The sequence below is a fragment of the Clostridium lapidicellarium genome, assembly GCF_041224415.1.
Taxonomy (GTDB): Bacteria; Bacillota; Clostridia; order Clostridiales; family Clostridiaceae; genus Clostridium_B; species Clostridium_B lapidicellarium.
In genome coordinates this window covers 1-22,528 of record NZ_JBGFFE010000022.1, presented here as the reverse complement: position 1 = coordinate 22,528, position 22,528 = coordinate 1, and the positions used below count along the sequence as shown (strand labels likewise).

The 22,528-nt window shown below is 34.4% G+C and carries 22 protein-coding genes, 1 tRNA gene and 1 other annotated feature; of the genes, 16 read left to right on the top strand and 7 right to left on the bottom strand.

Annotated features, from left to right (window positions below; genetic code table 11):
• Positions 1 to 14 precede the first annotated feature (14 nt).
• Positions 15 to 998: a type I phosphomannose isomerase catalytic subunit gene (locus AB8S09_RS12585; protein WP_294183329.1), complete on the top strand. Its 984-nt coding sequence runs from the start codon at positions 15 to 17 to the stop codon at positions 996 to 998.
• Between the two features lie 150 nt (positions 999 to 1,148).
• Positions 1,149 to 1,694, top strand: coding sequence for an NADH peroxidase (locus tag AB8S09_RS12580; protein WP_294183327.1), 546 nt, complete (start codon positions 1,149 to 1,151; stop codon positions 1,692 to 1,694).
• Between the two features lie 78 nt (positions 1,695 to 1,772).
• Here the strand turns inward: AB8S09_RS12580 and AB8S09_RS12575 are convergent, their stop codons facing one another.
• Positions 1,773 to 3,317, bottom strand: coding sequence for an Ig-like domain-containing protein (locus tag AB8S09_RS12575; RefSeq protein ID WP_369869268.1), 1,545 nt, complete (start codon positions 3,315 to 3,317; stop codon positions 1,773 to 1,775).
• A 313-nt stretch (positions 3,318 to 3,630) separates the two neighbouring features.
• On the opposite strand from AB8S09_RS12575, the gene AB8S09_RS12570 reads away from it, so the two are divergent.
• The gene (locus AB8S09_RS12570; protein WP_369869267.1) at positions 3,631 to 4,458 is read left to right on the top strand and encodes a YihY/virulence factor BrkB family protein; all 828 of its coding nucleotides are present in this window, start codon (positions 3,631 to 3,633) and stop codon (positions 4,456 to 4,458) included.
• 43 nt (positions 4,459 to 4,501) lie between these two features.
• Here AB8S09_RS12570 and AB8S09_RS12565 read toward each other — a convergent pair whose 3' ends face one another.
• Positions 4,502 to 5,848 (bottom strand): FAD-dependent oxidoreductase, encoded by a 1,347-nt coding sequence (locus AB8S09_RS12565; protein WP_294183324.1) that lies wholly within the window; start codon positions 5,846 to 5,848, stop codon positions 4,502 to 4,504.
• Positions 5,849 to 6,066: 218 nt separating this feature from the next.
• Positions 6,067 to 6,307, top strand: a binding site (T-box leader).
• Positions 6,308 to 6,374: 67 nt separating this feature from the next.
• On the opposite strand from AB8S09_RS12565, the gene cysK reads away from it, so the two are divergent.
• From cysK to nth, 5 genes are all read left to right on the top strand, one after another.
• On the top strand, positions 6,375 to 7,286 hold the full coding sequence (gene cysK, locus AB8S09_RS12560) for a cysteine synthase A (RefSeq protein ID WP_294183323.1): 912 nt from the start codon (positions 6,375 to 6,377) through the stop codon (positions 7,284 to 7,286).
• An 88-nt stretch (positions 7,287 to 7,374) separates the two neighbouring features.
• Entirely contained in the window at positions 7,375 to 7,971 is a 597-nt protein-coding gene (epsC, locus tag AB8S09_RS12555) for a serine O-acetyltransferase EpsC (RefSeq protein WP_294183390.1), read from the top strand.
• 25 nt (positions 7,972 to 7,996) lie between these two features.
• Positions 7,997 to 8,971 carry a tRNA epoxyqueuosine(34) reductase QueG gene (gene queG / locus AB8S09_RS12550; RefSeq protein WP_294183322.1) on the top strand — a complete coding sequence of 325 codons (975 nt, stop codon included), beginning with the start codon at positions 7,997 to 7,999 and terminating at the stop codon, positions 8,969 to 8,971.
• A 66-nt stretch (positions 8,972 to 9,037) separates the two neighbouring features.
• On the top strand, positions 9,038 to 9,757 hold the full coding sequence (locus AB8S09_RS12545) for a lysophospholipid acyltransferase family protein (RefSeq protein ID WP_294183321.1): 720 nt from the start codon (positions 9,038 to 9,040) through the stop codon (positions 9,755 to 9,757).
• Positions 9,754 to 10,398, top strand: a complete 645-nt coding sequence (nth, locus tag AB8S09_RS12540) for an endonuclease III (protein ID WP_294183320.1) — start codon at positions 9,754 to 9,756, stop codon at positions 10,396 to 10,398. Before AB8S09_RS12545 ends, nth begins: the two co-directional genes overlap by 4 nt.
• A 16-nt stretch (positions 10,399 to 10,414) precedes the next feature.
• On the opposite strand, the gene AB8S09_RS12535 is transcribed toward nth, so the two are convergent.
• Positions 10,415 to 11,653, bottom strand: coding sequence for a competence/damage-inducible protein A (locus AB8S09_RS12535; RefSeq protein WP_294183319.1), 1,239 nt, complete (start codon positions 11,651 to 11,653; stop codon positions 10,415 to 10,417).
• A gap of 177 nt (positions 11,654 to 11,830) precedes the next feature.
• Between AB8S09_RS12535 and AB8S09_RS12530 the strand changes: the two genes are divergently transcribed.
• Entirely contained in the window at positions 11,831 to 12,988 is a 1,158-nt protein-coding gene (locus AB8S09_RS12530; protein ID WP_294183318.1) for a VanW family protein, read from the top strand.
• Between the two features lie 86 nt (positions 12,989 to 13,074).
• Positions 13,075 to 13,161 (top strand) — tRNA-Leu (locus AB8S09_RS12525).
• A gap of 164 nt (positions 13,162 to 13,325) precedes the next feature.
• Here AB8S09_RS12525 and AB8S09_RS12520 read toward each other — a convergent pair.
• The 3 genes from AB8S09_RS12520 to AB8S09_RS12510 all read right to left on the bottom strand — a co-directional run bounded on the left by AB8S09_RS12520 (position 13,326) and on the right by AB8S09_RS12510 (position 16,699).
• A complete protein-coding gene (locus AB8S09_RS12520; RefSeq protein ID WP_294183388.1) occupies positions 13,326 to 14,684 on the bottom strand; it encodes an MDR family MFS transporter in 1,359 nt (452 codons plus the stop codon).
• A 178-nt stretch (positions 14,685 to 14,862) separates the two neighbouring features.
• On the bottom strand, positions 14,863 to 15,780 hold the full coding sequence (locus tag AB8S09_RS12515) for a polysaccharide deacetylase family protein (RefSeq protein ID WP_369869266.1): 918 nt from the start codon (positions 15,778 to 15,780) through the stop codon (positions 14,863 to 14,865).
• A gap of 178 nt (positions 15,781 to 15,958) precedes the next feature.
• Positions 15,959 to 16,699 carry a hypothetical protein gene (locus AB8S09_RS12510; protein ID WP_369869265.1) on the bottom strand — a complete coding sequence of 247 codons (741 nt, stop codon included), beginning with the start codon at positions 16,697 to 16,699 and terminating at the stop codon, positions 15,959 to 15,961.
• Between the two features lie 267 nt (positions 16,700 to 16,966).
• On the opposite strand from AB8S09_RS12510, the gene AB8S09_RS12505 reads away from it, so the two are divergent.
• Both AB8S09_RS12505 and AB8S09_RS12500 read left to right on the top strand, forming a co-directional pair.
• A complete protein-coding gene (locus tag AB8S09_RS12505) occupies positions 16,967 to 17,635 on the top strand; it encodes a class I SAM-dependent methyltransferase (RefSeq protein ID WP_369869264.1) in 669 nt (222 codons plus the stop codon).
• Positions 17,636 to 17,677: 42 nt separating this feature from the next.
• The gene (locus tag AB8S09_RS12500; RefSeq protein ID WP_369869263.1) at positions 17,678 to 18,457 is read left to right on the top strand and encodes a CPBP family glutamic-type intramembrane protease; all 780 of its coding nucleotides are present in this window, start codon (positions 17,678 to 17,680) and stop codon (positions 18,455 to 18,457) included.
• A gap of 133 nt (positions 18,458 to 18,590) precedes the next feature.
• Here the strand turns inward: AB8S09_RS12500 and AB8S09_RS12495 are convergent, their stop codons facing one another.
• Positions 18,591 to 19,487 (bottom strand): dihydrodipicolinate synthase family protein, encoded by an 897-nt coding sequence (locus AB8S09_RS12495; RefSeq protein ID WP_369869262.1) that lies wholly within the window; start codon positions 19,485 to 19,487, stop codon positions 18,591 to 18,593.
• A gap of 201 nt (positions 19,488 to 19,688) precedes the next feature.
• Between AB8S09_RS12495 and AB8S09_RS12490 the strand changes: the two genes are divergently transcribed.
• From AB8S09_RS12490 to AB8S09_RS12475, 4 genes are all read left to right on the top strand, one after another.
• Positions 19,689 to 20,843 carry a sugar diacid recognition domain-containing protein gene (locus tag AB8S09_RS12490; protein ID WP_369869261.1) on the top strand — a complete coding sequence of 385 codons (1,155 nt, stop codon included), beginning with the start codon at positions 19,689 to 19,691 and terminating at the stop codon, positions 20,841 to 20,843.
• 120 nt (positions 20,844 to 20,963) lie between these two features.
• A complete protein-coding gene (locus AB8S09_RS12485) occupies positions 20,964 to 21,389 on the top strand; it encodes a PPC domain-containing DNA-binding protein (protein WP_369869260.1) in 426 nt (141 codons plus the stop codon).
• A 27-nt stretch (positions 21,390 to 21,416) separates the two neighbouring features.
• Positions 21,417 to 22,316 (top strand): aldo/keto reductase, encoded by a 900-nt coding sequence (locus tag AB8S09_RS12480; protein ID WP_369869259.1) that lies wholly within the window; start codon positions 21,417 to 21,419, stop codon positions 22,314 to 22,316.
• A 19-nt stretch (positions 22,317 to 22,335) separates the two neighbouring features.
• The coding region (locus AB8S09_RS12475) for an NAD(P)-binding domain-containing protein (protein ID WP_369869258.1) at positions 22,336 to 22,528 on the top strand (193 nt) is incomplete at its 3' end.

The following is a 22,528-nucleotide window of genomic DNA, read 5'->3' as shown; positions in this document are numbered from 1 at the left end:
GGAAGTGAATTGCTTTGTATCCTATAAGATTTGAAAATCTATATTATGAAAAAATCTGGGGGGGAAGAGATTTAGAGGCTTTTAGAGACAACCTTCCGGAAGGGAAAATAGGAGAAAGCTGGGATATTGCATGTCATAAAAATGGCACGGGAACGGTGGCCAATGGAGAGTTAAAGGGAGTTAAATTTGACAGGCTGATTGATAAAATGGGAGATAAACTATTGGGAACCGAAATTAAAACAAAAAGGTTCCCTCTTCTCATAAAATTGATAAATGCTACGGATAATCTTTCCATACAGGTCCATCCCAACGATTCATATGCCAGAAAGATGGAAAATGACTCGGGAAAATCAGAAATCTGGTATGTAGTAGATGCTTTTGAAGGTGCAAGTTTAATAGTAGGGACAAAGAAGGACTGTACTATACATCAGTTTAAAAATGCGATTAAACAGGGGAATCTGGAAAAATTTATGAATAAAGTACCTGTCAAAAAAGGTGATGTATATTTTATAAAAAGCGGGCTTGTCCATGCTATATGCAGGGGTGTCATTGTAGCAGAAATTCAACAGAGCAGTGATGTCACCTATAGGGTATATGACTATGGAAGAGGAAGAGAACTTCATATTAAAAAGGCATTGGATGTAATTGATCTGAATTTAAGAGGAGAAAAGAGCAGAGGAATTACTTTAAAAAGGGAAGGTTTTGAAAAAACCTATCTTTGCCTTGCCAGAGAGTTTTCATTGGAATTATATGATATTGCAGATGAAGTTTCAGAAAGCAGCGACAGAGAAAGATTTTATATATTTACCTGTGTTGACGGGAATGGAAAAATAATATATGATGGGGGATTTGAAAATATATCCAAGGGAGATAGTTTCCTGATACCTGCATCTTTAGGTAATTATACTTTGAAAGGAAGAATGAAATTACTTAAAAGTTATGTTCCGGACTGTCGCAAGGTGGAAAATGATATATTGAATGAGATTAGGAAATTTTAAAGTTGAGATATGTGTTATCATATCTCAACTTTTTTTCTCAGATAAATACTGAAAAATCCTTGCAAAGTAATAATAAATGTTATATAATAATAACTGTTGAGAGAAATCAATATGTTATTATATAGAATGAAAAATAGGAGGAATTTTGGTATGAAAAAATTTGTTTGTTCAGTTTGTGGATATGTTTATGTAGGAGAAAAACCGCCCGAGAAGTGTCCGGTATGTGGTGCACCATCGGATAAATTTGTAGAAAAATCAGAGGATTCTTCTGATTGGGCAACCGAACATAAAGTAGGTATTGCCAAGGGAGTTGATCCTAAGGTATTGGAAGGCCTGAAATCCAATTTCACAGGAGAATGTTCCGAAGTTGGAATGTACCTTGCCATGAGTCGTCAGGCTGATAGGGAAGGATATCCGGAAGCTGCAGAATTATTTAAGAGAGTGGCCCTTGAAGAAGCAGGACATGCATCTAGGTTCGCCGAATTAGTAGGAGAGGTACTAGTGCCGGATACAAAGAAAAACTTGCAGATGAGAGTTGATGCAGAAGCAGGAGCATGCAAGGGCAAGGAGAATCTTGCAAATTTAGCAAAGAAATTAAAGTATGATGATATCCATGATACCGTACATGAAATGGCTAAAGATGAAGCAAGACATGGTGCTGCATTTAGAGGATTGTTAAATAGATATTTTAAATAGATTTGATTATGTTATTGTTCCCTAAGAAAGTTGGCTGCCGTATGATTTAAATCATACGGCAGCCAACTTTAGTTTATGCTAAGCTAGATACATGAAGTAAGATAGTGCATCTTTCTGTTCGGTTGCGAAATCTATATTCCTTATATGATATGGATCTCCATCATAGTCGTAACCTTGATTATCGCATATGTATCCATAATCAAAGCTTTTCAGATCCGCCCATTTCATGAAGGTATACGTGTGAGTCGGGCCATCTCCGTAGTTTGTAGTAAAACATATGTCCCCAGGTAAGAGCAGAGACAAGTCATAACAGATCTTCCAGCCAAAATTTTTTAATACGGAAGTGAGAGTCAATGTATTCGCTACGGAAGTTGGCACATCAAGACCTACCCTTCTGAGTGCCTCGCTGGCAAAAAACACACAGTTATTGCTTGTACTTCCATCGTGGAGTTCTATGGCTCTTTCAAGTACAGATTGTCTGTTACTGTAATTCATGAGATAATTATAGAGGTTTGTACCAATTTGGGACTGGACTCTGTAATCATTTGATATGGATTGAACAGGAACAAATGGTTTTACAGTTAATTTCAAAGTTACTGGTTTATCATAATCTTCTACTGTACCTTCAAACTCATAATCTCCCGGTATGCTTGTTGTAGTTGGATCCAAGGATTTATTCCAGAATACGTCTACATAACTAGTTGTACCATTGGACATTTTGGCCGGTACTTGTGCAGGCAAATCAAAACTATCTTCCTGGTTTACAGTTTCATTTATATCATCTATTGAAGATATAGAAGGAACTGTTGTAAAATTTACTACAGTTGGGTTTTTGAGCTTCCTATTATATTTAGATACTATATCTTTTATAATCAAAGTATAGCTGGAATCATGATCATAGTTTGTTTCGGGTGTTACAATAACCGATTTATTATTGTCAGTTAGGGACAATGTTATTGGAATAGCTGTGTTATTTTTATCAACTACAGTTATCTTACCTTCCAGGGAATCTGCATCTACCGGTTCACTGAATTTTATTTTCCAGCTTTTACTAACAGGAATATTATATTTTACAAAAGTACTTGAGTTTTCGGTTTTACTGCTGCTTTTATAATATGTTTTGTTATCACTGGTTGAATCGTGTGTTGAGTTATCTTTTGATGAAGATGATACAGAGTCCGTAGATAAAGCCTGTGTTTGTTGTGTTTGTGTCGAAGCGGAAGACTCCTTTGCTTCAGTACCGGTTGTGGATGAAGTCTGTGTGGAACCAGAGTTTTTCTTTGGTGTAGTGTCGGTGGAAATCTCCTGGGAATCAGAAGTTTTCGCCGGTGCGGCATCTGCAGATGAAATCTGTGCGGAATCAGGAATCTTCTTTGATGCGGCATTTAAATCATTTGTAATTTCAGCATTCTTGTTCTCTTCATTTTCCGTAGGTGATCCAGTTTGAATATCATCTGTGGATTTTGCAGGAGAAGTATTATGTAAATTGGTACTGTTTGTGATATCAGATTTTACTGAAGGCTCGTCCATATTATTTGCTGCGAGTACGGTAGTATAATGAAAGCCCTGAATAAGTATGTAAATTCCGCAAAGCAGTACAAAGTTTTTGATGAATTTTTTCAATTGCATTCCCTCTTTCCATTTTTATTTATAAAAAAAAACTTTATACTTTATATCGTATAAAATTTGTCATAGATAAGTTTAATTCTTTTGGAGGATAAATTCAATAGTGTATTTATAATTTGACAGCTGAATGGGGAAATTATAATATTAATAGAAATACGGCATATTATTGATAGTGTGGCTATATATTGTGCATAGAAGAAAAATGTTAAAAATGTATGAAATTAAAAACTTAGAACATTAGGTTGTTTTTATATAAAGTGAGAAAGGAGAGGTTAAGTTTGTCTAGGTTTTCTTAACCGAAAGTGTATATTTGGCAAAAGATATTGGACATAGAATAAAAGAAGTTGCTTTTAGATTTATGGAAGACGACGTTTTTGCACTTGCTTCTCAGCTTGCCTATAGCTTAATATTTTCCTTTTTCCCATTTCTTATATTTATCATAAGTTTTATAGGGTATAGTGATATAAGCAGCAGTGATTTACTTACGGTTTTGAGCTATATGCTGCCTAAAGATGTATTGGAGCTGATAAAAAATACAGTGGTGAGGATTACAACTGTTAAAAATACTAAATTGGTATATTTAAGTTTGATTTTTACGGTATGGGCTTCTTCTGGAGGATTTCATGCAGTTATAAAAGGCCTTAACAAGGCTTATAATCGAGAAGAACATAGATCCATATTTAAAATATATGCTGTTTCTATACTGTGTGTACTTGGAATAACTGTAATGATGATAATTACTATATTCTTTTTAGTATTTGGACAGACAATTGGAAGCTTGATAGCACTTAACCTGGGATTTTCCGCAGAATTTAATTTTATATGGGATATATTGAGGTATGTGATTATATTTGTTTCTATAGTGTTTATTTTTTCTGCAGTATACGTCTATACTCCCAGTGTAAGGCTTGTCTGGAAGGAAGTTATTCCTGGGGCGATTTTCTCAACTATAAGTATTGTAGTGGTATCTATGATTTTTGCATTCTATGTTAATAATTTTTCCAGCTATTCCATGCTTTATGGAAGTATAGGGGCTGTAATAGCTCTTCTTACATGGCTCTTTATTATATCTGTTATAATAATACTTGGAGGGGAAGTCAACGCGGTGCTTTTTAGACATGAAAAAAAAGCAAACTGATTATAAAAAAACAGAATTCAGCTTGCTTTTTAAATCTAAAAAATTAAAGAAATGGGTTTAATTTTATTATGTTCTGCATAGATTTCTTATTCTGTATTGCTAAGATAATTTTGCCGGATTTTTTTATATCGCCCATAAGTATTCCACCTGATAATATATTGTTTTCGAAAAATAGTTTTTGATATTTCCCATTTGGTATGTCTTTTAGAGACAATGTTTGGGATTCTGATGAAATATTGCCGCAGGAAAACAGATTTATGTTCATTGAAGTGAAGATGGAAGAAGATATAAAATCTGAGAAATGTATATCGTCTCCTGAAGCATTGGCACCAGCAATGTTACCCATCTTTTCAGCAGCAGGCCAGTTCCCGTAAACTCTTCCGTTGTATTGGCAGACATCTCCGCAGGCATATACATCCTTTACAGAGGTTTCCATTTTGTCGTTTACTATGATGCCTCTATCTGTTTTTATATCTGTACCTTTTGTCAGTTCTTTGTTGGGACGTATACCTACCGAGAATAAGACCATATCTGTTTTTATTGTCCTACCGCTTTTTAATCTCATTCCGGTTACTTTTTTTTCTCCCAGTATTTCCTCTGCCGAATCCCCGAGTATAACATCCACTTCGGATTTATCCACGGCTTTTTTAAACATCAAAGCGCTTTCCGAATCCAACTGTCTTGGAAGCAGTCTGTCTGAAAATTCCACCACGGTGGCGCTTAAACCGGCTTTTTTAATTGACCAGGCAGCTTCGAGTCCTAAAAGACCGCCGCCTATTATAACTGCATTTTTAGATTTTGACATGTAATTTTTTATATTTTCCGCATCTGATTTAAATTTTAAAGTGAATACCCCTTCTTTGTCTGTTCCTTTTATGGGAATTATAAAATTGTGGCTGCCATTTGCCAGTATGAGTTTGTCATAGGAAAATTCCCGGCCATCTTCTGCAGTTACTTTTTTCAATGTCGTGTCGATATTTTTTATCGTACAGTCCAAATCTATCTTTATGTTGTTGTCTTTATACCAGTTTTTATTGCAGACGTAAAAATTTTGATCGGATACAGATTTTGAAAGATAACCTGAAAGTACAGGCCTGTAGTAAGTTAAAAAATTTTCAGAAGATATAATTGTTATGCTGCAGTTTTTGTTTCTTTTTCTTATGGAATCAGCAGCGTGATATCCTGCAGCGCCATTTCCTATTATAACAAAATTTTCATTTTTCCCTGTAATGAAATCTGCAGGACTTTTTTCAGAAATTTCAACAAATTGGCTGGAATCGGCACCACATACTGGACAGGTTTTTGGAGGTTCATTGCCTTCAAATATTGCCCCGCAGACAAGACATTTCCATTTTCTTATAGTAGAATTTTTAAATTTACCAGTTGACATTAAAACCTCAGATCCTCCTTTTAACGAATTAATTTTTTTATTTTGATTTGTTATTATTGGATAATTACTATTAATTTATATTATAATATATGTAAAAATTAAAATCAACTGAATACAGTGAATATTTTATGAGATTTGATTTGAAAATTGGATAAAAAAATATTGACAAAAATATGGGTAGTTGTATAATATATATAGTAAATCATAGTAAATTACTCAGAAATACTTTGAAAAAGAAAAGTAGCTTAAATGAAATTTTACAGAGAGAAGGCTGTTTGCTGAGAAGTTTTCTAATGGAATTTAAGTGAAGTGCTCTTTGGAGTTGTGGGTCGAATTTACAGTAGGCTAACACCGGGTTCACCCGTTATAGTGATAGAACATAGCGCTGTGTTCGATTGTGAGTGGGTTTTTGAAAAACCAAAAAGAGTGGAACCACGGAATATAAACTTCGTCTCTATAAAAAGTTAGAGGAGGAGTTTTTTTAATGTAAAATTAAATTATTTAAAATTATTAGGAGGTAAATGTAATGATATTTAGTAATGCCATAGATATGATTGGGAACACACCTTTATTTAAGTTGGATAATTTTAAAGATGAAAACTCGGCTGATATATATATTAAGCTTGAAAAATATAATCCAGGTGGAAGCATAAAAGATAGAGCTGCCCTCGGGATGATTGAGAGAGCAGAGAGAGAAAACCTTATAGAAAAGGGGGGCACGATAGTTGAACCGACTAGTGGGAATACGGGTATAGCCCTTGCCATGATAGGTAAATTGAAGGGATACAAGGTAATAATTGTCATGCCCGAAACCATGAGTGTGGAGAGAAGAAATATGATAAGGGCCTATGGTGCTAAATTGGTTCTCACAGAGGGGGCCAAGGGAATGAAGGGTGCCATAGAAAAAGCCTATGAGATTGCAAAGGGCAAAAAAGGGTATTATATTCCCCAACAATTTGTAAATATAGCTAATCCACAGAAACACTATGATACTACAGCTGAAGAGATAATAGGCGATTTAAAAGATGTGGATGCATTTGTAGCCGGTGTTGGTACCGGCGGGACATTGATAGGAGTAGGAGAAAATTTAAAAAAGAAAAATAAAAATACTAGGGTCATTGCAGTTGAACCTGCATCCTCACCGGTTTTATCAGGTGGTCAGCCAGGTCCCCACAAAATACAGGGAATAGGTGCTGGATTTGTTCCAGATATATATAAATCGGAATTTGTAGATGAAATTATTACGATAACAGATGAAATTGCTTTTAAATATGCCAGACTTATGGGAAAAGAAGAGGGAATACTGGTTGGAATATCTTCAGGAGCTAATATAGCGGCATCTATACAAGTGGCCCAAAAACTTGGAAAGGGCAAAAAAGTGGCTACAGTGGCACCAGACGGGGGAGAAAAATATCTCTCCATGGGATTGTACGATTGATCTGCATTGTATTTTATTTTTTCACAGGGGCAGTTTTCCCTGTGAAAAAATATTAAATTAAGGTAGGAGTTATGGAGGTGATATAGTGATTAGAAATCCATTCAAACTGTTGGCATATGATATTAAAAATGCAATTGAAAATGATCCGGCTGCTAGAAATCCAGTAGAAGTGTTTTTAGTGTATCCTTTTATACATGCATTGATTCACTATAGAATATCCCATTTTTTTTATAAGAGAAAATTATTTTTTATTGCCAGAGCTATATCACAGCTGTCTAGAATGCTGACAGGTATAGAAATTCATCCTGGAGCTAAAATAGGCAAGGGGCTGTTTATTGACCATGGTATGGGAGTTGTAATAGGAGAAACTGCAGAAATTGGGGATAATGTGACTTTGTATCACGGAGTGACTCTGGGCGGTACGGGAAAAGATGATACAGGTAAAAGACACCCTACTGTCGGAAATAACGTATTTATAGGAAGCGGTGCGAAAATATTGGGGCCTATAGTTGTAGGCGACAATGTTAAGATAGGGGCTAATGCAGTAGTTTTGGAAAATATACCTTCAGATTGTACTGCAGTGGGAATACCTGCAAGGATTATATATAAAAATAAAGCTGAAATCATAGAGATAAAAAATTATGCAGGAAATAGAAAAAAGATATATAATGAAATGGTAATATAAGATTTTTGTATGAGTAGGTGAAATATTGGATTACAAGAAGGAAATATTAGATTTCTGCCGCGGTATGGGTTTGGATACTGTAGGTTTTACCAAATGCAGGATGTATACCGATTTAGGAAAATATCTCCAGTTTAGGAAAGAGAATTTATTGGAAAATGAATTTGAAGAAAAGGATATCCATAGGAGAATTAATTCCTATAGATATATGGATGGGGGAAAGACAATAATATCTATTGCCTTTCCCTATTTGTTTAAAAAACCCATCAAGAAAGGTAAAATAGGATTTTCCATATATACCTGGGGAAAGGATTATCATGAGGTAATAGGGGCTTACTTAAAAAAAATATGCTATTTCATAGCAAATCTGGGTGGAAAGGCCATATATTTTGTGGATAATAATTTTCTGCCTGAAAGGTATATAGCTTTTCAGAGCGGAATAGGATTTATAGGGGAAAATAATATGCTTATTACAGAAAAGTATGGATCCTATGTATTTTTGGGTGAGGTAATAACTGATATGGAAATAGAAAGCGATATGCCGCAAATAAGTAAATGCGGGAATTGTAATTTATGCCAGATTGTGTGTCCTACGGGGGCTATCCGCGGTTATAGGGATTCCAACAAATGCATGTCTTACATTACCCAGAAGAAACATATAGACGATATGTGGTTTGCAAAATTTCAGGGCAGGTTGTTTGGATGCGACACCTGTCAGGAGGTATGTCCGTATAATGAGAATGTTGCATACTCCAATATAAAAGGTTTCAAGCCCTTTGACTTTATGGAAAAAGTGGATCTGAATGAGATAGTCAATATTGACAAAAGCACATTTATGAGAAAATATAAAAATACTTCCTGTGGATGGAGGGGAAAAAATATTATCCAGAGAAATAGTATAATAAACACACTCGTACTTAAAAAGAATGTTGAGATAAAAAATATAAAATCTTCTTATGTAAAAGATTATTATAATAGACTTTTACATATTTTGAAATTATAATTATTTATATATGATGACATTATTTTAAGTTATATTATCAATATGAAAGGGAAGGTGGCTTTATCTATGATTTCTCCATGGATGGCTAAGCTTATAGGTTCTCTACCTCAGGGATTAGTAAAATGTATTTCAGACAAATTATTAAATGGATATTTAAATAAATATGCGGCTATAGAAGTCAAAGGCATGGAACATTTGAATGGAGTTAAAAGACCCATTATATTTATATGTAATCATTTAAGCAATTCGGATGCACTGGTTCTTGGGAATGTACTTAAAAAAGAAAAATTGATTTTTGTTGCTGGTATGAAGTTAAATGATGATTGCCTTACAAAACTTGGAATGAGTATTACAAAAACCATAGTTATAAAACCTAATTCTGCAGATAAAGGGGCTATTTCCGACATAGTAAAAGCAGTGAAATCAGGTGAAAATGTACTTATATTTCCAGAAGGTACAAGGAGCAGGACAGCTGCTATGAATAGGGGTAAAAAGGGAATAGTACTTATACAGAAATTGACTAGGGGCAGGATAGTGCCGATAGGAATATGCGGGACTGAAAAGCTTTTACCTATAAATGATAAAGGAATGGCTCTAGAAAGTTTTCACCATGCCAAGGTCACGGTGAATATAGGGAAGAAACTGCAGATACCAAATAAAAGGGAAGGTGAGGAAAAACATAAATATGAAGATAGGGTAATTGATTTTCTCATGTGTGAAATAGCAAAACTTCTCCCTGAAAAATATAGAGGAGTATATAATTTTAATGAAGGTGGTAAAAATTGAACAAACAAATTGTAGTTACGATATTAAAAATATTGGGTGAAACATATCCAGAAGCAAGGTGTGCATTGAAATTTGGTTCCCCTTACGAATTGTTGGTAGCTACTATGCTTTCCGCCCAGTGTACTGATGTCAGGGTAAATAAAGTTACCAATGAACTATACAGAGAATTTAACACGCCGGAGAAAATGGTTTCTCTAACAGAAGAGGAGTTGGGGAAAAAGATAAAAAGCTGCGGTTTTTTTAGAAATAAGAGCAAGCATATATTGGAAACAAGCAGGGCGATTATAGAGGAACATGGTGGAAAGGTTCCTGATACAATGGAGGAATTGATTAAATTACCTGGTGTAGGTAGAAAAACTGCAGATGTGGTTTTGTCGAATGCCTTTGGGATTCCGGCTATTGCAGTGGACACCCATGTATTTAGAGTATCCAATAGACTTGGGATAGCAAGGGGAAATACCCCACACAAAGTTGAAATGGAACTTATGAAAAATATACCCAAGAATATGTGGAGTGATTCCCACCACTACCTGATATGGCATGGAAGAAAAATATGTAAGTCCCGTAAACCTGATTGTGGACACTGTCCTGTAGCTCCCTACTGTGAATATCTCAACTGCCCTGAAAAAAATGAAAAGTAAATTTTCAAACTGAGAGCTATTTGTCTGTGATTTCCCTTCGTATCCAATCCAGAGCACTCATAACGGCCCTTTTTCTTACAGTAGCTCTATTACCTGGATATTGAAATTTTTTAACCTTTGTCTTCCCTTTAATGCAGAGTCCTATGTAGACCAGCCCCACGGGTTTTCCGGGAGATCCGCCGCCGGGACCTGCAATTCCCGTAGTAGCTATGCCTATATCCGTATTGGAAGTCCTGGCAATACCTTCTGCCATCTCTTTTGCAGTTTCATAACTTACAGCGCTGTATTTGTCCAGGGTGGACTTTTTCACCCCGAGTCTGTTCATCTTGGCTTCATTACTGTAGGTGACAGCACCTTCTTTGAATACCTGAGATATTCCCGGATAATTTACGAGTTTGGCTGCTATTAACCCTCCGGTGCATGATTCTGCAGAGGATATGGTGTAATTTTTATCTACAAGCATTTTACCAAGTACCCCTTCTATTTTTGCGTTGTCTTCGCCGTAAATGTTTATTCCAAATATTTTTTTAAGCCGTGATTCCACAGGTTTGATAAGATCCAAAGCTTCATTTTCTGTAGGAGCCTCTGCTGTAATTCTAAGTATTGTGTCTTCTTCTTTGGCATAAGGGGCGACAGTGGGATTGGTGCTGTTTTTTATGATATCAGATGCCATTTCTGCCATTATACCTTCTCCTATTCCGCATATTCTGAGCGTTTTTGATTTTATAACTCTGGTGCTGTATTTTTTCAGAATGGGTTTTACATAGTTTATGAACATCGGCGTGACTTCCTTTGGTGGTCCCGGAAGTATTATGAGGGCCTTATTTCCTTCTTCCATGATGCACCCGGGGGCTGTGCCGTTGGGATTGGGCAGTATTTTGGATCCCTTGGGGAAATATGCCTGCTTTACATTGTTTCCCTTTAGATAGGAGCGTCCCATGCTGCTAAAACGTTTCTTTAGATTTTCCAGTGAATCTTTATCTAAAACAAGTTCTCTGCCCAAAAATCTAGCTCCGGTTTCTTTTGTAAGATCATCCTGTGTAGGCCCCAGGCCTCCGGTTGTAATTATGATATCCGATCGCTCAAAACCATTTTTTAATTCTTCCAAAAGCCTTTCCGGATTGTCTCCGACTACGGACTGGTGGAATACCTCTATGCCTAAATCTGCCAATTGCTTTGATATAAATTGGGCATTGGTGTTTACTATATCTCCAAGTAAAATTTCTGTTCCCACACATAGTATTTCAGCTTTCATTTATTTTTACCTCCACTATTGTTATTTGAAATATTACTACATATTTATACAATTTTATGATACCATAAAACTATGTTTGTTGAAAAAACTATATAATAAATTAATTATCTTTTGCATATAAAAAATACTGACACTATAGTATAATAACTATGTAAAAATGAAGAGGTGATGATAAAAATGGATCGGAGAAGACAGTCCCGAAAGGCCAAGAAAGTTTTAAAAAAGAGAATGGTTGTATTAGCCGTGGGAGCCCTGGCTGTTTTTGTGGGAATAAGTTGTGGATTTATGGTATATCATTATAATGATATAGAACATTGGAATAATTTGATTTATCCTAAAGTTTTTGTAAATGACACGGATCTCTCGGGAAAAACTAAATTGGAAGCTAAAAACATAATAAAAAGGGAATACTCTGATAAAATACAACAGAAGAAAATTGATATAATTGCGGAGGATAGGAAATATGAATTGAGTTATTCGAGTTTGAAGCCCTCATACAATATAGATGAAGTTGTAAATCAGGCATATTCTTATGGAAAAGATGAGAATATATTTAAAAAGTATCGATTGTTAAAAAGACCTAAAGCTGTAGACTATGAACTGAAATTTTCCTATAACGCAGAACCTGTGAAAAATCTAGTAGATAAAATTGGAAGTGAAATTAATTCAGAACCGGTAAATGCATCCTTGAGGATGGGAAGTATCGGCTTTGAAGTAATTCCACAGCAGGACGGTGTAAAGTTGAAAAAAGAAGATCTGGAAAAGGAACTTGTTTCTAAAATAGATGGGACGGTAGGACAAAATCCTGTTGTAAAGGCAAAATTTGAAACTGTACCGGCTTCAATAAAAGAAGCACAGCTTAAGACAGTGGATACGCTGATATCCAGTTTTAGTACAAACTATGGCTCCATATCTTCTGCGGAAAGGGCAAATAATATAGCGCTTGCTACAAAAAGCATAAATGGATATGTACTGATGCCTGGTAAAACTTTTAGTTTTAATGGAGTTGTAGGGCAGAGAACTGCTGCCAAAGGGTACCAGGCCGCTCCCGTTATTATTGGAGATAAAGTTGAATCAGGGCTCGGAGGAGGTATATGCCAGGTATCTACCACTTTGTATAATGTCGTTTACAAGGCAGGCCTTACTTCAACGGAGAGAACACATCATTCTCTTGCCGTACATTATGTGCCGGAGGGCATGGATGCCACAGTGGATTATGGAAACATAGATTATAAATTTAGGAATGATTTTAAATATCCCGTGTATATAGAGGGCTATACTTCAGGTGGAAATGTGGCATTTAACCTGTATTCAAATTCTGCTGTTGTGAAATGAAAAAAGGAAAAAATTTTTCTATTGTTTTCTGAATTTGATTATGATATACTATTTAGGTAAACAAGTGGGCTGTGTTGCCCAATCATGCGGATATGGCGGAACTGGCAGACGCGCTAGATTCAGGTTCTAGTGAAAGAAATTTCATGCAGGTTCAAGTCCTGTTATCCGCACCAAATCAATGGTTCAGAGGTATAATTAAAGTTTAATAATGAATTACGGAAGGGAATCCCCCACTAGATTACGTTCATAAATATTTGTAATCTAGTGGGGGATTTTCTGTCATGAAATCTTTATGTAAAATAAGCTGAAATTTGTAATGTAATATTTAATTAAAAAACTATCGCCTAATTATATTTTGGTACTTAAGAGTTAATGACAATATGAATCCAATTATGCATATGATTGTTGCAAATCTCATGGAAAAACTAAATCCATAGAATGTGGCATCTATTTTACTGTCAGAAACTATCAGATATCTATTTTCGTAAATTGACATAATACCTAAAAACAAAGAGGATCCCAAGCAGCCAGCTACTTGCATCAAAGTATTTATAATTGCAATTCCATCTGCTCTGAATTTGTCCGGCAGCTGATTAAGTGCAGTTGTCTGTGTATTGGATGCAGACATGGCTGCTCCTATACACATAAAGCAATATAAAATAACAATCATTGAAGTAGAATCCGATTTTGTAATATTGGACAGCATAAAAGTTGAAATACATATTAATAAAACTCCACCGGGAATTACTATTTTTCCTCCCATATTGTCATAAAATTTACCTGCCAGCGGTGATAGGAGTGCATTGAAAAGAGTTGCAGGTAATAGGACAATTCCAGTTACCAGAGACGATGTCTTAAATCCATTTTCTAAAACCATAGGTAATATTATATTCATTGAAAATAGAAGCATTTGAATTATTATTATTATTAGTATACTTCTTGTGAATACGGGATATTTAAATGATTTTATTTGAAGCATTGGCTGTTTCAAGAGTGTTTGCCGTCTGCAAAAGAGTATTGTTGATGTTACTCCAATTACAAATATAATTGAAATGGTTAATGTATTTACGGAGGATATTGAACTTATCGGGTATATAATACATGCTATGCCTATGGCTGAAAGTAAAATGGATAGATAATCTATTTTAGGTTTAGTTATTGTATTGACATTTTCTAAATATATATATCCTAAAATTAGGCATGTTATTAAAAATGGGATTAGAACCAAAAATAGTATGTGCCATGAAAAGTATTGTAATAATATTCCGGAAAAAGTGGGACCAAATGCAGGTCCTAGTGATACTACACAAACACATGTACCCATTACTAGTCCACGTTTTTCACGTGGATAAATTGCAAGTGCAGTGTTTATTAAAATTGGCATCATCATACTTGTCCCAAATGCCTGTATAATTCTAGATATCAATAGTAGCGGAAATGATGTAGAAAAAAATGCACATATGGTTCCAATTAAAAATAAAGTAACAGCTTCCATAAATAATTTTTTTGTTGTAAAAGTACTTATTAAAAATGCTGTAACTGGCATCAAAATAGCAATTACCAGTACGTAACCTGTAGTAAGCCATTGAACTGTTGTGGCTCCGACATTCATTTCCGTCATCAATTTTGGGAAAGCTATATTTAATATTGTTTCATTAAAAAATGCTATAAAGCTTCCCAAAAGCAGTGTAAACATTATAACTTTTTTATTGTATTTTCTCGATTGCAAATAATTTGCCTGCTGCATCATATATGTTAAACTCCTTTTTATATCTAGACCAGTTTATATAATATCGTATAGCTATTCCTTCCTTATGTCAATACCAGTGCTTATAAATGCTGTAAAAATATTTTGATTTAACGTATTTCATCTTTTAATTGAGTGTTTCAAAAGAATAGCCCTGGGATTTAAAATATTCTATGATAGCAGGTAGGGCTTGTACAGTAGTAACTTTTGCGGGAGCATCATGCATGAGTACGACCAAATGGTCGTAAATAGCATATTTTTTTGTGGTATGAATCAAATTTTGAACAGGCACGTTGTTGTGTTCTGCATCTCCGTTTAAATCATTCCAGTCCACATAATGATAGCCGTTTCCTGTAAGTTCTTCTCTAAAAGGCTTTAACCTGACTCCAAAAGAACCGCCTGGAAATCTTACAAGTTTTAAATTATAATTTTCCCCTAAAATTGACGATAATACAGTTTGACATTTATAAATATCTTCCATAAATGTTTTTGGATCAGAATATATGTATTTCATATCATGTGAATAAGTGTGATTTCCAATTACGTTTCCCTGAGCCGCTTCTCTTTTTACAAGATCTTTATTCTGTTCTGCATTTTGTCCTATTAAAAAAAATGTAGCTTTTATGTTATATTGATTTAATATATCCAGTATTTTAGGTGTATTATTGGCGGAAGGGCCGTCATCAAAAGTTAAATAAACTACTTTCCTTCCATCTTTTTTATAGGGATCAAAGCCCTCTGATGTGTTTGAAACAGCTGTATTTTCTGATTTGTTTATGGATTTACTGTCGCCTGAATTATCCGGAGTTGTTGTGTCTATAGACATTTTACTACCTAATTTTTTTGGATCTGTCATATTTTCTGATTTGTTCGTGGATTTTTTGTCACCTGGGTTATTTGAAACTGCCATATTTTCTAATTTGATCATGGATTTCTTTTTGCTTGTTGTTATACAACTGGTAAATCCTATGGAAAATAAAAGTAAAACTAGAATTGAAATTATAAATATTCTTCTTCTCTTTATATCATAGTCATTATTCGTCATGATATACCATCTCCCCTAATTATATCGGTATATATTATACAACTTGTATACGACATAAATTGCTAAGTTTCAATTAAGAACTGTTAAATTTTACTTGATAAAAGTTAATTTTCACATATTTTTAGCAGGGAGAACTGTATTATATAAACTGCTCAGTTTTAACCGAAGCAGAGTTTTCCTATTTTTCCACCTCTGAAACTTTTACATTTGCCATTATAGTGAAAAATTGATTGAAAAAATATTTCTGGAATATCACCAATACCGTAAATGTGATAATTGTGCTCAATATCAAATCGCTTGCCAGTGCCAGATTCTGACCCTCTAATGGAATATCCATGTAAAATAAGCCGAGAATTGCATTGGATACGGCATGTATACTGGATGCGTTGAAATAATTGCGATTGGATAGTATGTATGCTATAGACATCATGAAACTTGTGGCTATTGTTGAAAGAATAAATATGCCAAACCATAGGGGAGAAATGCTAAAAGAACGTCTTTGCCATTGTGCACTGTAAAATATCCAGGGAATATGCCAAATTCCCCAAATAAAACCTAACAGGAAACTGCCTTTTACAAAATTCTGAATTGTTTTGAAATCCGGTTTTTCCTTTAGGAGCAGTATAAGGGAGGCAGTTGATATGCCCAGAAGGAGAATGGCATAGAGTAGTACAAACCAGAAGCCATTCCATGTTGGAATAAACCGTTTGAAATAATTTTTTTTTGCCTCTGGACTATATGTGGCAAATACCATAATAAGACCCATACTTGATGGAGCAATACCGGCTGTAAAAACGAAAATAAGGTTTCCATAATCTGTATTATTGATACCGAGAATAACAGGGATCATTCCAATTGTCCATGTCCATGCCAGTGTGCCTGCAAAAAAAATCAATAAATGTTTTTCACATTTTTTCATATTTACCACTCCCATTTTTGGTTGTATGCTGTCCTCGGTGCCAATCAATAGATCTTCAAAAAATGAGCCATTGTTGTAAACAATATCAAAGAAATATTATATGTATGTTATATGTATATTATTTAATGATTAATTTAATTGAGATGTGAAGCGATATATAGTATGCTGTACTTTGGATTGTAGTTTATATTTTAGCGGAACTATTTCAAATGCTGAAAGTGTCATACAAGTTTATTTAATGATTGTAATTAATGAGGAGGATAAGATATGGTTTCATCAAAGCCGTGGGATTGGACTAAAAATTCCAGTAATAAATGGCTTATACCCTGCATGGAAAGTGCATATTTTGCTGAAGTATGGAAAATACGGAAATTTCAATATTTTTTGGATTTAGGCAGTGGGCTTGGACGGCATTCTATATATATGGCCCATAAAGGTTTTTCTGTAACTGCCGTGGATTTATCAGACTATGGTATTCGATATTTGTCCGATTGGGCCAAAAGGGAAAATTTGGGCATTGAAACTCATCTTTGTGATATGCTCTCGCTGCCATTTTCGGACAATAGCTTTGATTGCATGTTTGCTTATAATGTAATCTATCATACGGATACTCAAGGTTTTGTTAGAATATTGGATGAGATTAGGCGTATATTGAAGCCTGGAGGGGAGATATTCCTTACTCTAATTTCAAAAGGAACATGGGATTTTCAGAATGCCTGGGAAAGCCGGCAGCTCGATGCCAATACTATTCTTCGGAGTGAACATGAAACAGAAAAAAATGTTCCACATTTTTATGTAGACTTAGAAGATATTCGACATTTTTTTAGCAATTGGAAAATGCTGAGTTTACCAAAAGAGTGGTGTGAGTATGGATTGGATAAATCAAAACATTACAGTAAACACTGGTCTCTCTGGTTAAAAAAAACTCCTGTTTGATGCATTGTTAAGGACTACTTGTATTTTTGCGAGGAATAATACATGATAAAATCAAATGTAAAATATTTTATGTTCCTGCCGATAACTTTAGTATTATCAGTACCTTTCTATATTTGGGGTGCATTTTTCCCGGTTAAAGGCTTGCCTTTTGGTCTGCCAATTAGCTTTTTGATGATCTTTGTACCATTCTTCTTGTCATTGATATATGCATGGAAAGAAGATGGGATAAAAAGAATTGCATTTTTGTTTAAAAGTATTTTTGATATGAATAAAGCCAAACAATGGTCGATAATTTTTTGCCTGGCATGTATGCCCTTGGTTGCAGTGCTGACATATTTTACAATGAAGGTATTTTCTTTTCCACTGCCGGCAGAAATAGTGTTTCCTTATAAAGAGATTCCGCTGATGATAGTTCTTTATTTTTTAGGGGCAATACCTGAAGAATTTGGATGGACATCTACTCTAACTGGACCACTGGCTAAAGAATATGGGATAATTAAGGCAGGTATAATTATCGGAGGAGTGTGGGCTGCCTGGCATATCATTCCATGGAGCTGGGTACATCCGGCATGGTGGATTATTGGAATGTGCCTTTTAAATATATTTATGAGAACTGCAATGATCTATGCCTATATGTATGGCGGCAAAAGTCTGTTCACGGCACTTGTTTTTCATACTATGATAAATGTGACAACAGGTATTTTTCCCAACTACGGATCACATGTAAATACATGGCTTTTTAGCGGCTGGATGTTTATTGTACTATTACTGGCAGGATTCTATTGTAAACATTTGAGTAAAAAATATAGAAATTGTGGTTAACTGAAAAGTATGCAATATGTATGGCGGGAAATGAATTATTAAGTTGGGACTTTTTTATTATTTTGAAATTTGGAGCCAGTGTGCCGGCTCCTAGACTATTCAAAAAAATTTTTGATTATTTGATTATGAAAGATTATTTTGCATTGACGATTTTTTTAATTTGATTCTTGACGTCATCTGTAACTTTTATATCGTAGTATCTTATTGACGTATTGAAATCTGAATTTAAAGCAATGCTGGCAGCAGTTTTTGTAGACAATATATTGTTGCTGTTTGGCATTTCACGTACGTCCATTATGTGATTTATTTTCTTTTGAAGTTCCAATAATTTCTTAAAGTCACCTTTCAGAAATGTTTTGTATGTTTCTACGAGAAGTTTTGCCTGGGTATTTGTCTGTGTACCTATAATACCGTTTCCACCTATCATGAGGTTAGGTATCAAATATTCATCTATTCCAGATAATACTGCAAAATCAGGATATATGCTTTTAACTTTTTCTACAAATCTTCTTACATTTCCGAGAGCAGGTGTAGTATCTTTTATACCGCCGTGAGCTATGTTTTCATATTTGTTGGCTAGTTTAAGTACTAGCTCTACAGACAACTCGATTTTTGTATTTTGTGGTATATTGTATAATATCATTGGCAGATTTGTATTTTCCGCTATAATAGAAAAATATTCAAAAATATGCTCTTCATCCAATTTAAAATAAAAAGGAGGAACTACCAGTACAGCATCTGCATTGTTTTTTTCTGCACATTTTGCAAGTGCTATAGCTTCTCTTATATTTGGACTTCCCGTACCAACTATTAACTTTACTCTTCTATTGATGGTTCTTGATGCAAATTCAATATATTTCTTCTTTTCATCGAAAGTCATATTAAAAAATTCACCTGTGGTTCCAAGTATGCATATTCCATAAATGCCATCTGAAATTAGTTTTTCAATGATTTGCCTATTGGATTTCTGATCGAAGTCTCCATTTTCATCAAAAATAGTTATTATTGGTGTAAAAACACCTTTTATCATTGTATAACCCCTCCCACTGTAGACATATACATGTCGTGAAATTATAATTGAAAATATATTAAGTTTATTATCATGCTTATATGTTTTTATATCAATGTTCAGTTGCACAAATATTGTTTATGGTAAACGTTAAATTTTTATTTACATGCACATTATAAAAACAGAATTATTGTCATATTATGTTGTAAGGAGGAGTATAAGATGGAAATTTTGAGCAGGCAACTTGCGGAGAGAATAGTTGATAGAACCATGAAAGCCGTGAATAAAAATGTGAATATAATGAATGAAAAGGGTATGATTATAGCATCTGGTGATAAAAGTAGAGTTGGCACAATTCATGAAGGTGCGGTTCTGGCTCTTAAAAGAAGATCTGAATTTAGCATAGATGAAAAACAGTGCAAAGAATTAAATGGAGTTCAGGAAGGAACCAATATAGTAATAGAATTTAAAGAAAATGTCATTGGAGTAATCGGTATCACGGGGAAAAGAGATGAAGTTATAGGATATGGCAGACTTATTAAAATGGCAGCCGAAATGATGATAGAGCAGGCCTACGTGATGAGGGAACTTGAATGGAATAACAAGATAAAGGAGAATATGATAGTATCCCTTATAAATGATGATCAAGGTTCTTTTAAATTGCTAGAGAAATATGCAAAAAAGTTTAAATTGACAAATAATTATCCAATGGCAGTTTTTATTGTGCAAATTGACTTTGAAAAAATTTCTGAAAAAAGAGATATAGATACACTCAACAATGTAATTTCAATATTGGAGGCAAATTTTGAGGGATCTCCAGCAGCTGCTATTGATTCAAAAACAATTGTTATTATATATAAATGTCCCAATATGAATTACAGACCTGTAACCTGTAAACCTAGAATAGAAGGTGTGTATAGAAAAATAAGTCATAAAACGAAGAATAATGTAAAAATATCTATGGGTAAAGTATACAATAAATTAACTGATATTTGTAAATCTTATGAAATAGCTAAAAAAACACTTTTATTCGGAAGGGAAAATTATTCTCAGGAGAATGTCTACATATTTGATATTTTGAAATATCAAATGTTGTTTTTACAAGATAATGCAAGATGGAAACTAAACGAACTTAAGAATTCCTATGAATTAATTTCTAAAAATGATAAAAATGGGGAATTGATGGAAACGTTAAAAGTATTTATAGAAGAAAATGGAGAGCTCAATAAAGTTTCGAATAGACTTTTTATACATAGGAATACTCTCAATTATCGATTAAATAAAATATATAAGCTGACAAATCTAAATCCTAAAAGATATGTGGATTTATTCTGGCTTTATTCATCTATAATTAATTTTAAAACTGCTTGGAATTGATTTTATTATGCAATTAAACAAAATAAAGCAGTATTATGTGTTGATATTTGTTTAATTTAATATTGATTAAACTTCCAAAAGCAGGAATAATTTAGGTATAATAAAAATTTGGGAGCTGATATGATGAAATTTAGAAAATCCGGATTCAATTATATTGTAAAATTGAATAAAGGTGAAGAAGTAATGGAACAGCTGGCAAAATTGTGTAAGGAACAAAATATAGAGGCAGGATATTTTACTGCAATTGGTGCTGCATCTGAAGTGAAACTGGGATATTTTGACCCTGTAAAGAAAATTTATAAAAGCAGAGATTTTGTAGAAAATTTTGAAATAACGAGCCTTGTGGGTAATATAGGAAGATTGAAGAATAATGATGTAATAATTCATTCACATATAAATTTAAGCGATAAAAACTACGGACTTATTGGTGGACATTTGTTCAAATGTAAAATATCATTGGTTTGTGAGCTGTTTGTTACAGATCTTGGAGAAAAAATAGTCAAGCTGCCTGACAGGGAATTTGGATTGAATTTCATGGATTTGTAAATACTAATTTGAGAGGAGACTGATATCTTGAGTTTGATAAGTGAAAATGAGATTGAAAAGATAAGGAGTATAAATGGAAAAAGAAGAGTTGTCCTTCCGGATGGCACCCGTGTTCCTGCACTAGGACAGGGAACCTGGTATCTGGGTGAGAATCCATCCACAAGAAAAGCCGAGATAAATACATTGAGGCTTGGAGTTGAACTTGGAATGACTCTTATAGATACCGCGGAAATGTATGGAGAAGGAAAATCTGAAAACTTAATAGGAGATGCAATAAAAGGTATAAGAGATAAGATATTTCTGGTTTCCAAAGTTTATCCGCACAATGCGGGAATCCCAGATATATTCAATTCCTGTGAAAACAGCCTGAGGAGATTGAATACCGATCATCTTGACTTATACCTTCTTCATTGGAGAGGCAATGTACCTTTTCAGGAAACAATAGAAGGTATGGAAAAATTGAAAAAGCAGGGGAAAATCTTGAGGTGGGGAGTATCAAACTTTGACACCTCTGATATGATGCAGCTTAGTGAATGCAGCGGCAGCGAAAACTGTATGGTCAACCAGGTGCTGTATCATCTTGGCTCAAGAGGTATTGAATTTGATCTGCTTCCATGGCAGGGGGAACATAACATGCCTATTATGGCATATTGTCCAATAGCAAAGGGCGGCAGGTTGAGGGAACATATTCTGAATGAAAAGACTTTAAATGAAATAGCACAAAATCATGGAGCAACACCTGTACAGGTTCTTCTTGCATGGTGCATGCGATCAGGCAATGTAATTGCAATTCCAAAGGCATCCCATGAAAAGCATGTTGTAGAGAATGCCAGAGCAGGTGCTGTTGTTCTTTCAAAAGATGAACTTGATGCACTTGGAAAAGTATTTCCTAAACCTGATAGAAAGATGCCGCTTGATGTATTGTAATGATAAGGAGGAGTAACATATGAAGATAGGATTTATAGGACTTGGAATCATGGGGAAGCCAATGTCGAAGAATTTGATAAAGGCAGGTTATGATCTTGTAGTGTTCAATAGAAGTAAACAATCTGTCCATGAGCTTGTAAAATTTGGAGCTGAAGAAGGCATTTCCTCAAAGGATGTTGCATCAAAAACCGATGTTATTATAACAATGCTTC

Coding starts and splice junctions, on each gene's coding strand:
- AB8S09_RS12580 (WP_294183327.1), top strand. CDS start 1,149: ATGAAAAAATTTGTTTGTTCAGTTTGTGGATATGTTTATGTAGGAGAA.
- AB8S09_RS12565 (WP_294183324.1), bottom strand. CDS start 5,848: ATGTCAACTGGTAAATTTAAAAATTCTACTATAAGAAAATGGAAATGT.
- cysK (WP_294183323.1), top strand. CDS start 6,375: ATGATATTTAGTAATGCCATAGATATGATTGGGAACACACCTTTATTT.
- AB8S09_RS12545 (WP_294183321.1), top strand. CDS start 9,038: ATGATTTCTCCATGGATGGCTAAGCTTATAGGTTCTCTACCTCAGGGA.
- AB8S09_RS12535 (WP_294183319.1), bottom strand. CDS start 11,653: ATGAAAGCTGAAATACTATGTGTGGGAACAGAAATTTTACTTGGAGAT.
- AB8S09_RS12530 (WP_294183318.1), top strand. CDS start 11,831: ATGGATCGGAGAAGACAGTCCCGAAAGGCCAAGAAAGTTTTAAAAAAG.
- AB8S09_RS12520 (WP_294183388.1), bottom strand. CDS start 14,684: ATGTTTACACTGCTTTTGGGAAGCTTTATAGCATTTTTTAATGAAACA.
- AB8S09_RS12515 (WP_369869266.1), bottom strand. CDS start 15,780: ATGACGAATAATGACTATGATATAAAGAGAAGAAGAATATTTATAATT.
- AB8S09_RS12510 (WP_369869265.1), bottom strand. CDS start 16,699: ATGAAAAAATGTGAAAAACATTTATTGATTTTTTTTGCAGGCACACTG.
- AB8S09_RS12505 (WP_369869264.1), top strand. CDS start 16,967: ATGGTTTCATCAAAGCCGTGGGATTGGACTAAAAATTCCAGTAATAAA.
- AB8S09_RS12500 (WP_369869263.1), top strand. CDS start 17,678: ATGATAAAATCAAATGTAAAATATTTTATGTTCCTGCCGATAACTTTA.
- AB8S09_RS12495 (WP_369869262.1), bottom strand. CDS start 19,487: ATGATAAAAGGTGTTTTTACACCAATAATAACTATTTTTGATGAAAAT.
- AB8S09_RS12490 (WP_369869261.1), top strand. CDS start 19,689: ATGGAAATTTTGAGCAGGCAACTTGCGGAGAGAATAGTTGATAGAACC.
- AB8S09_RS12485 (WP_369869260.1), top strand. CDS start 20,964: ATGATGAAATTTAGAAAATCCGGATTCAATTATATTGTAAAATTGAAT.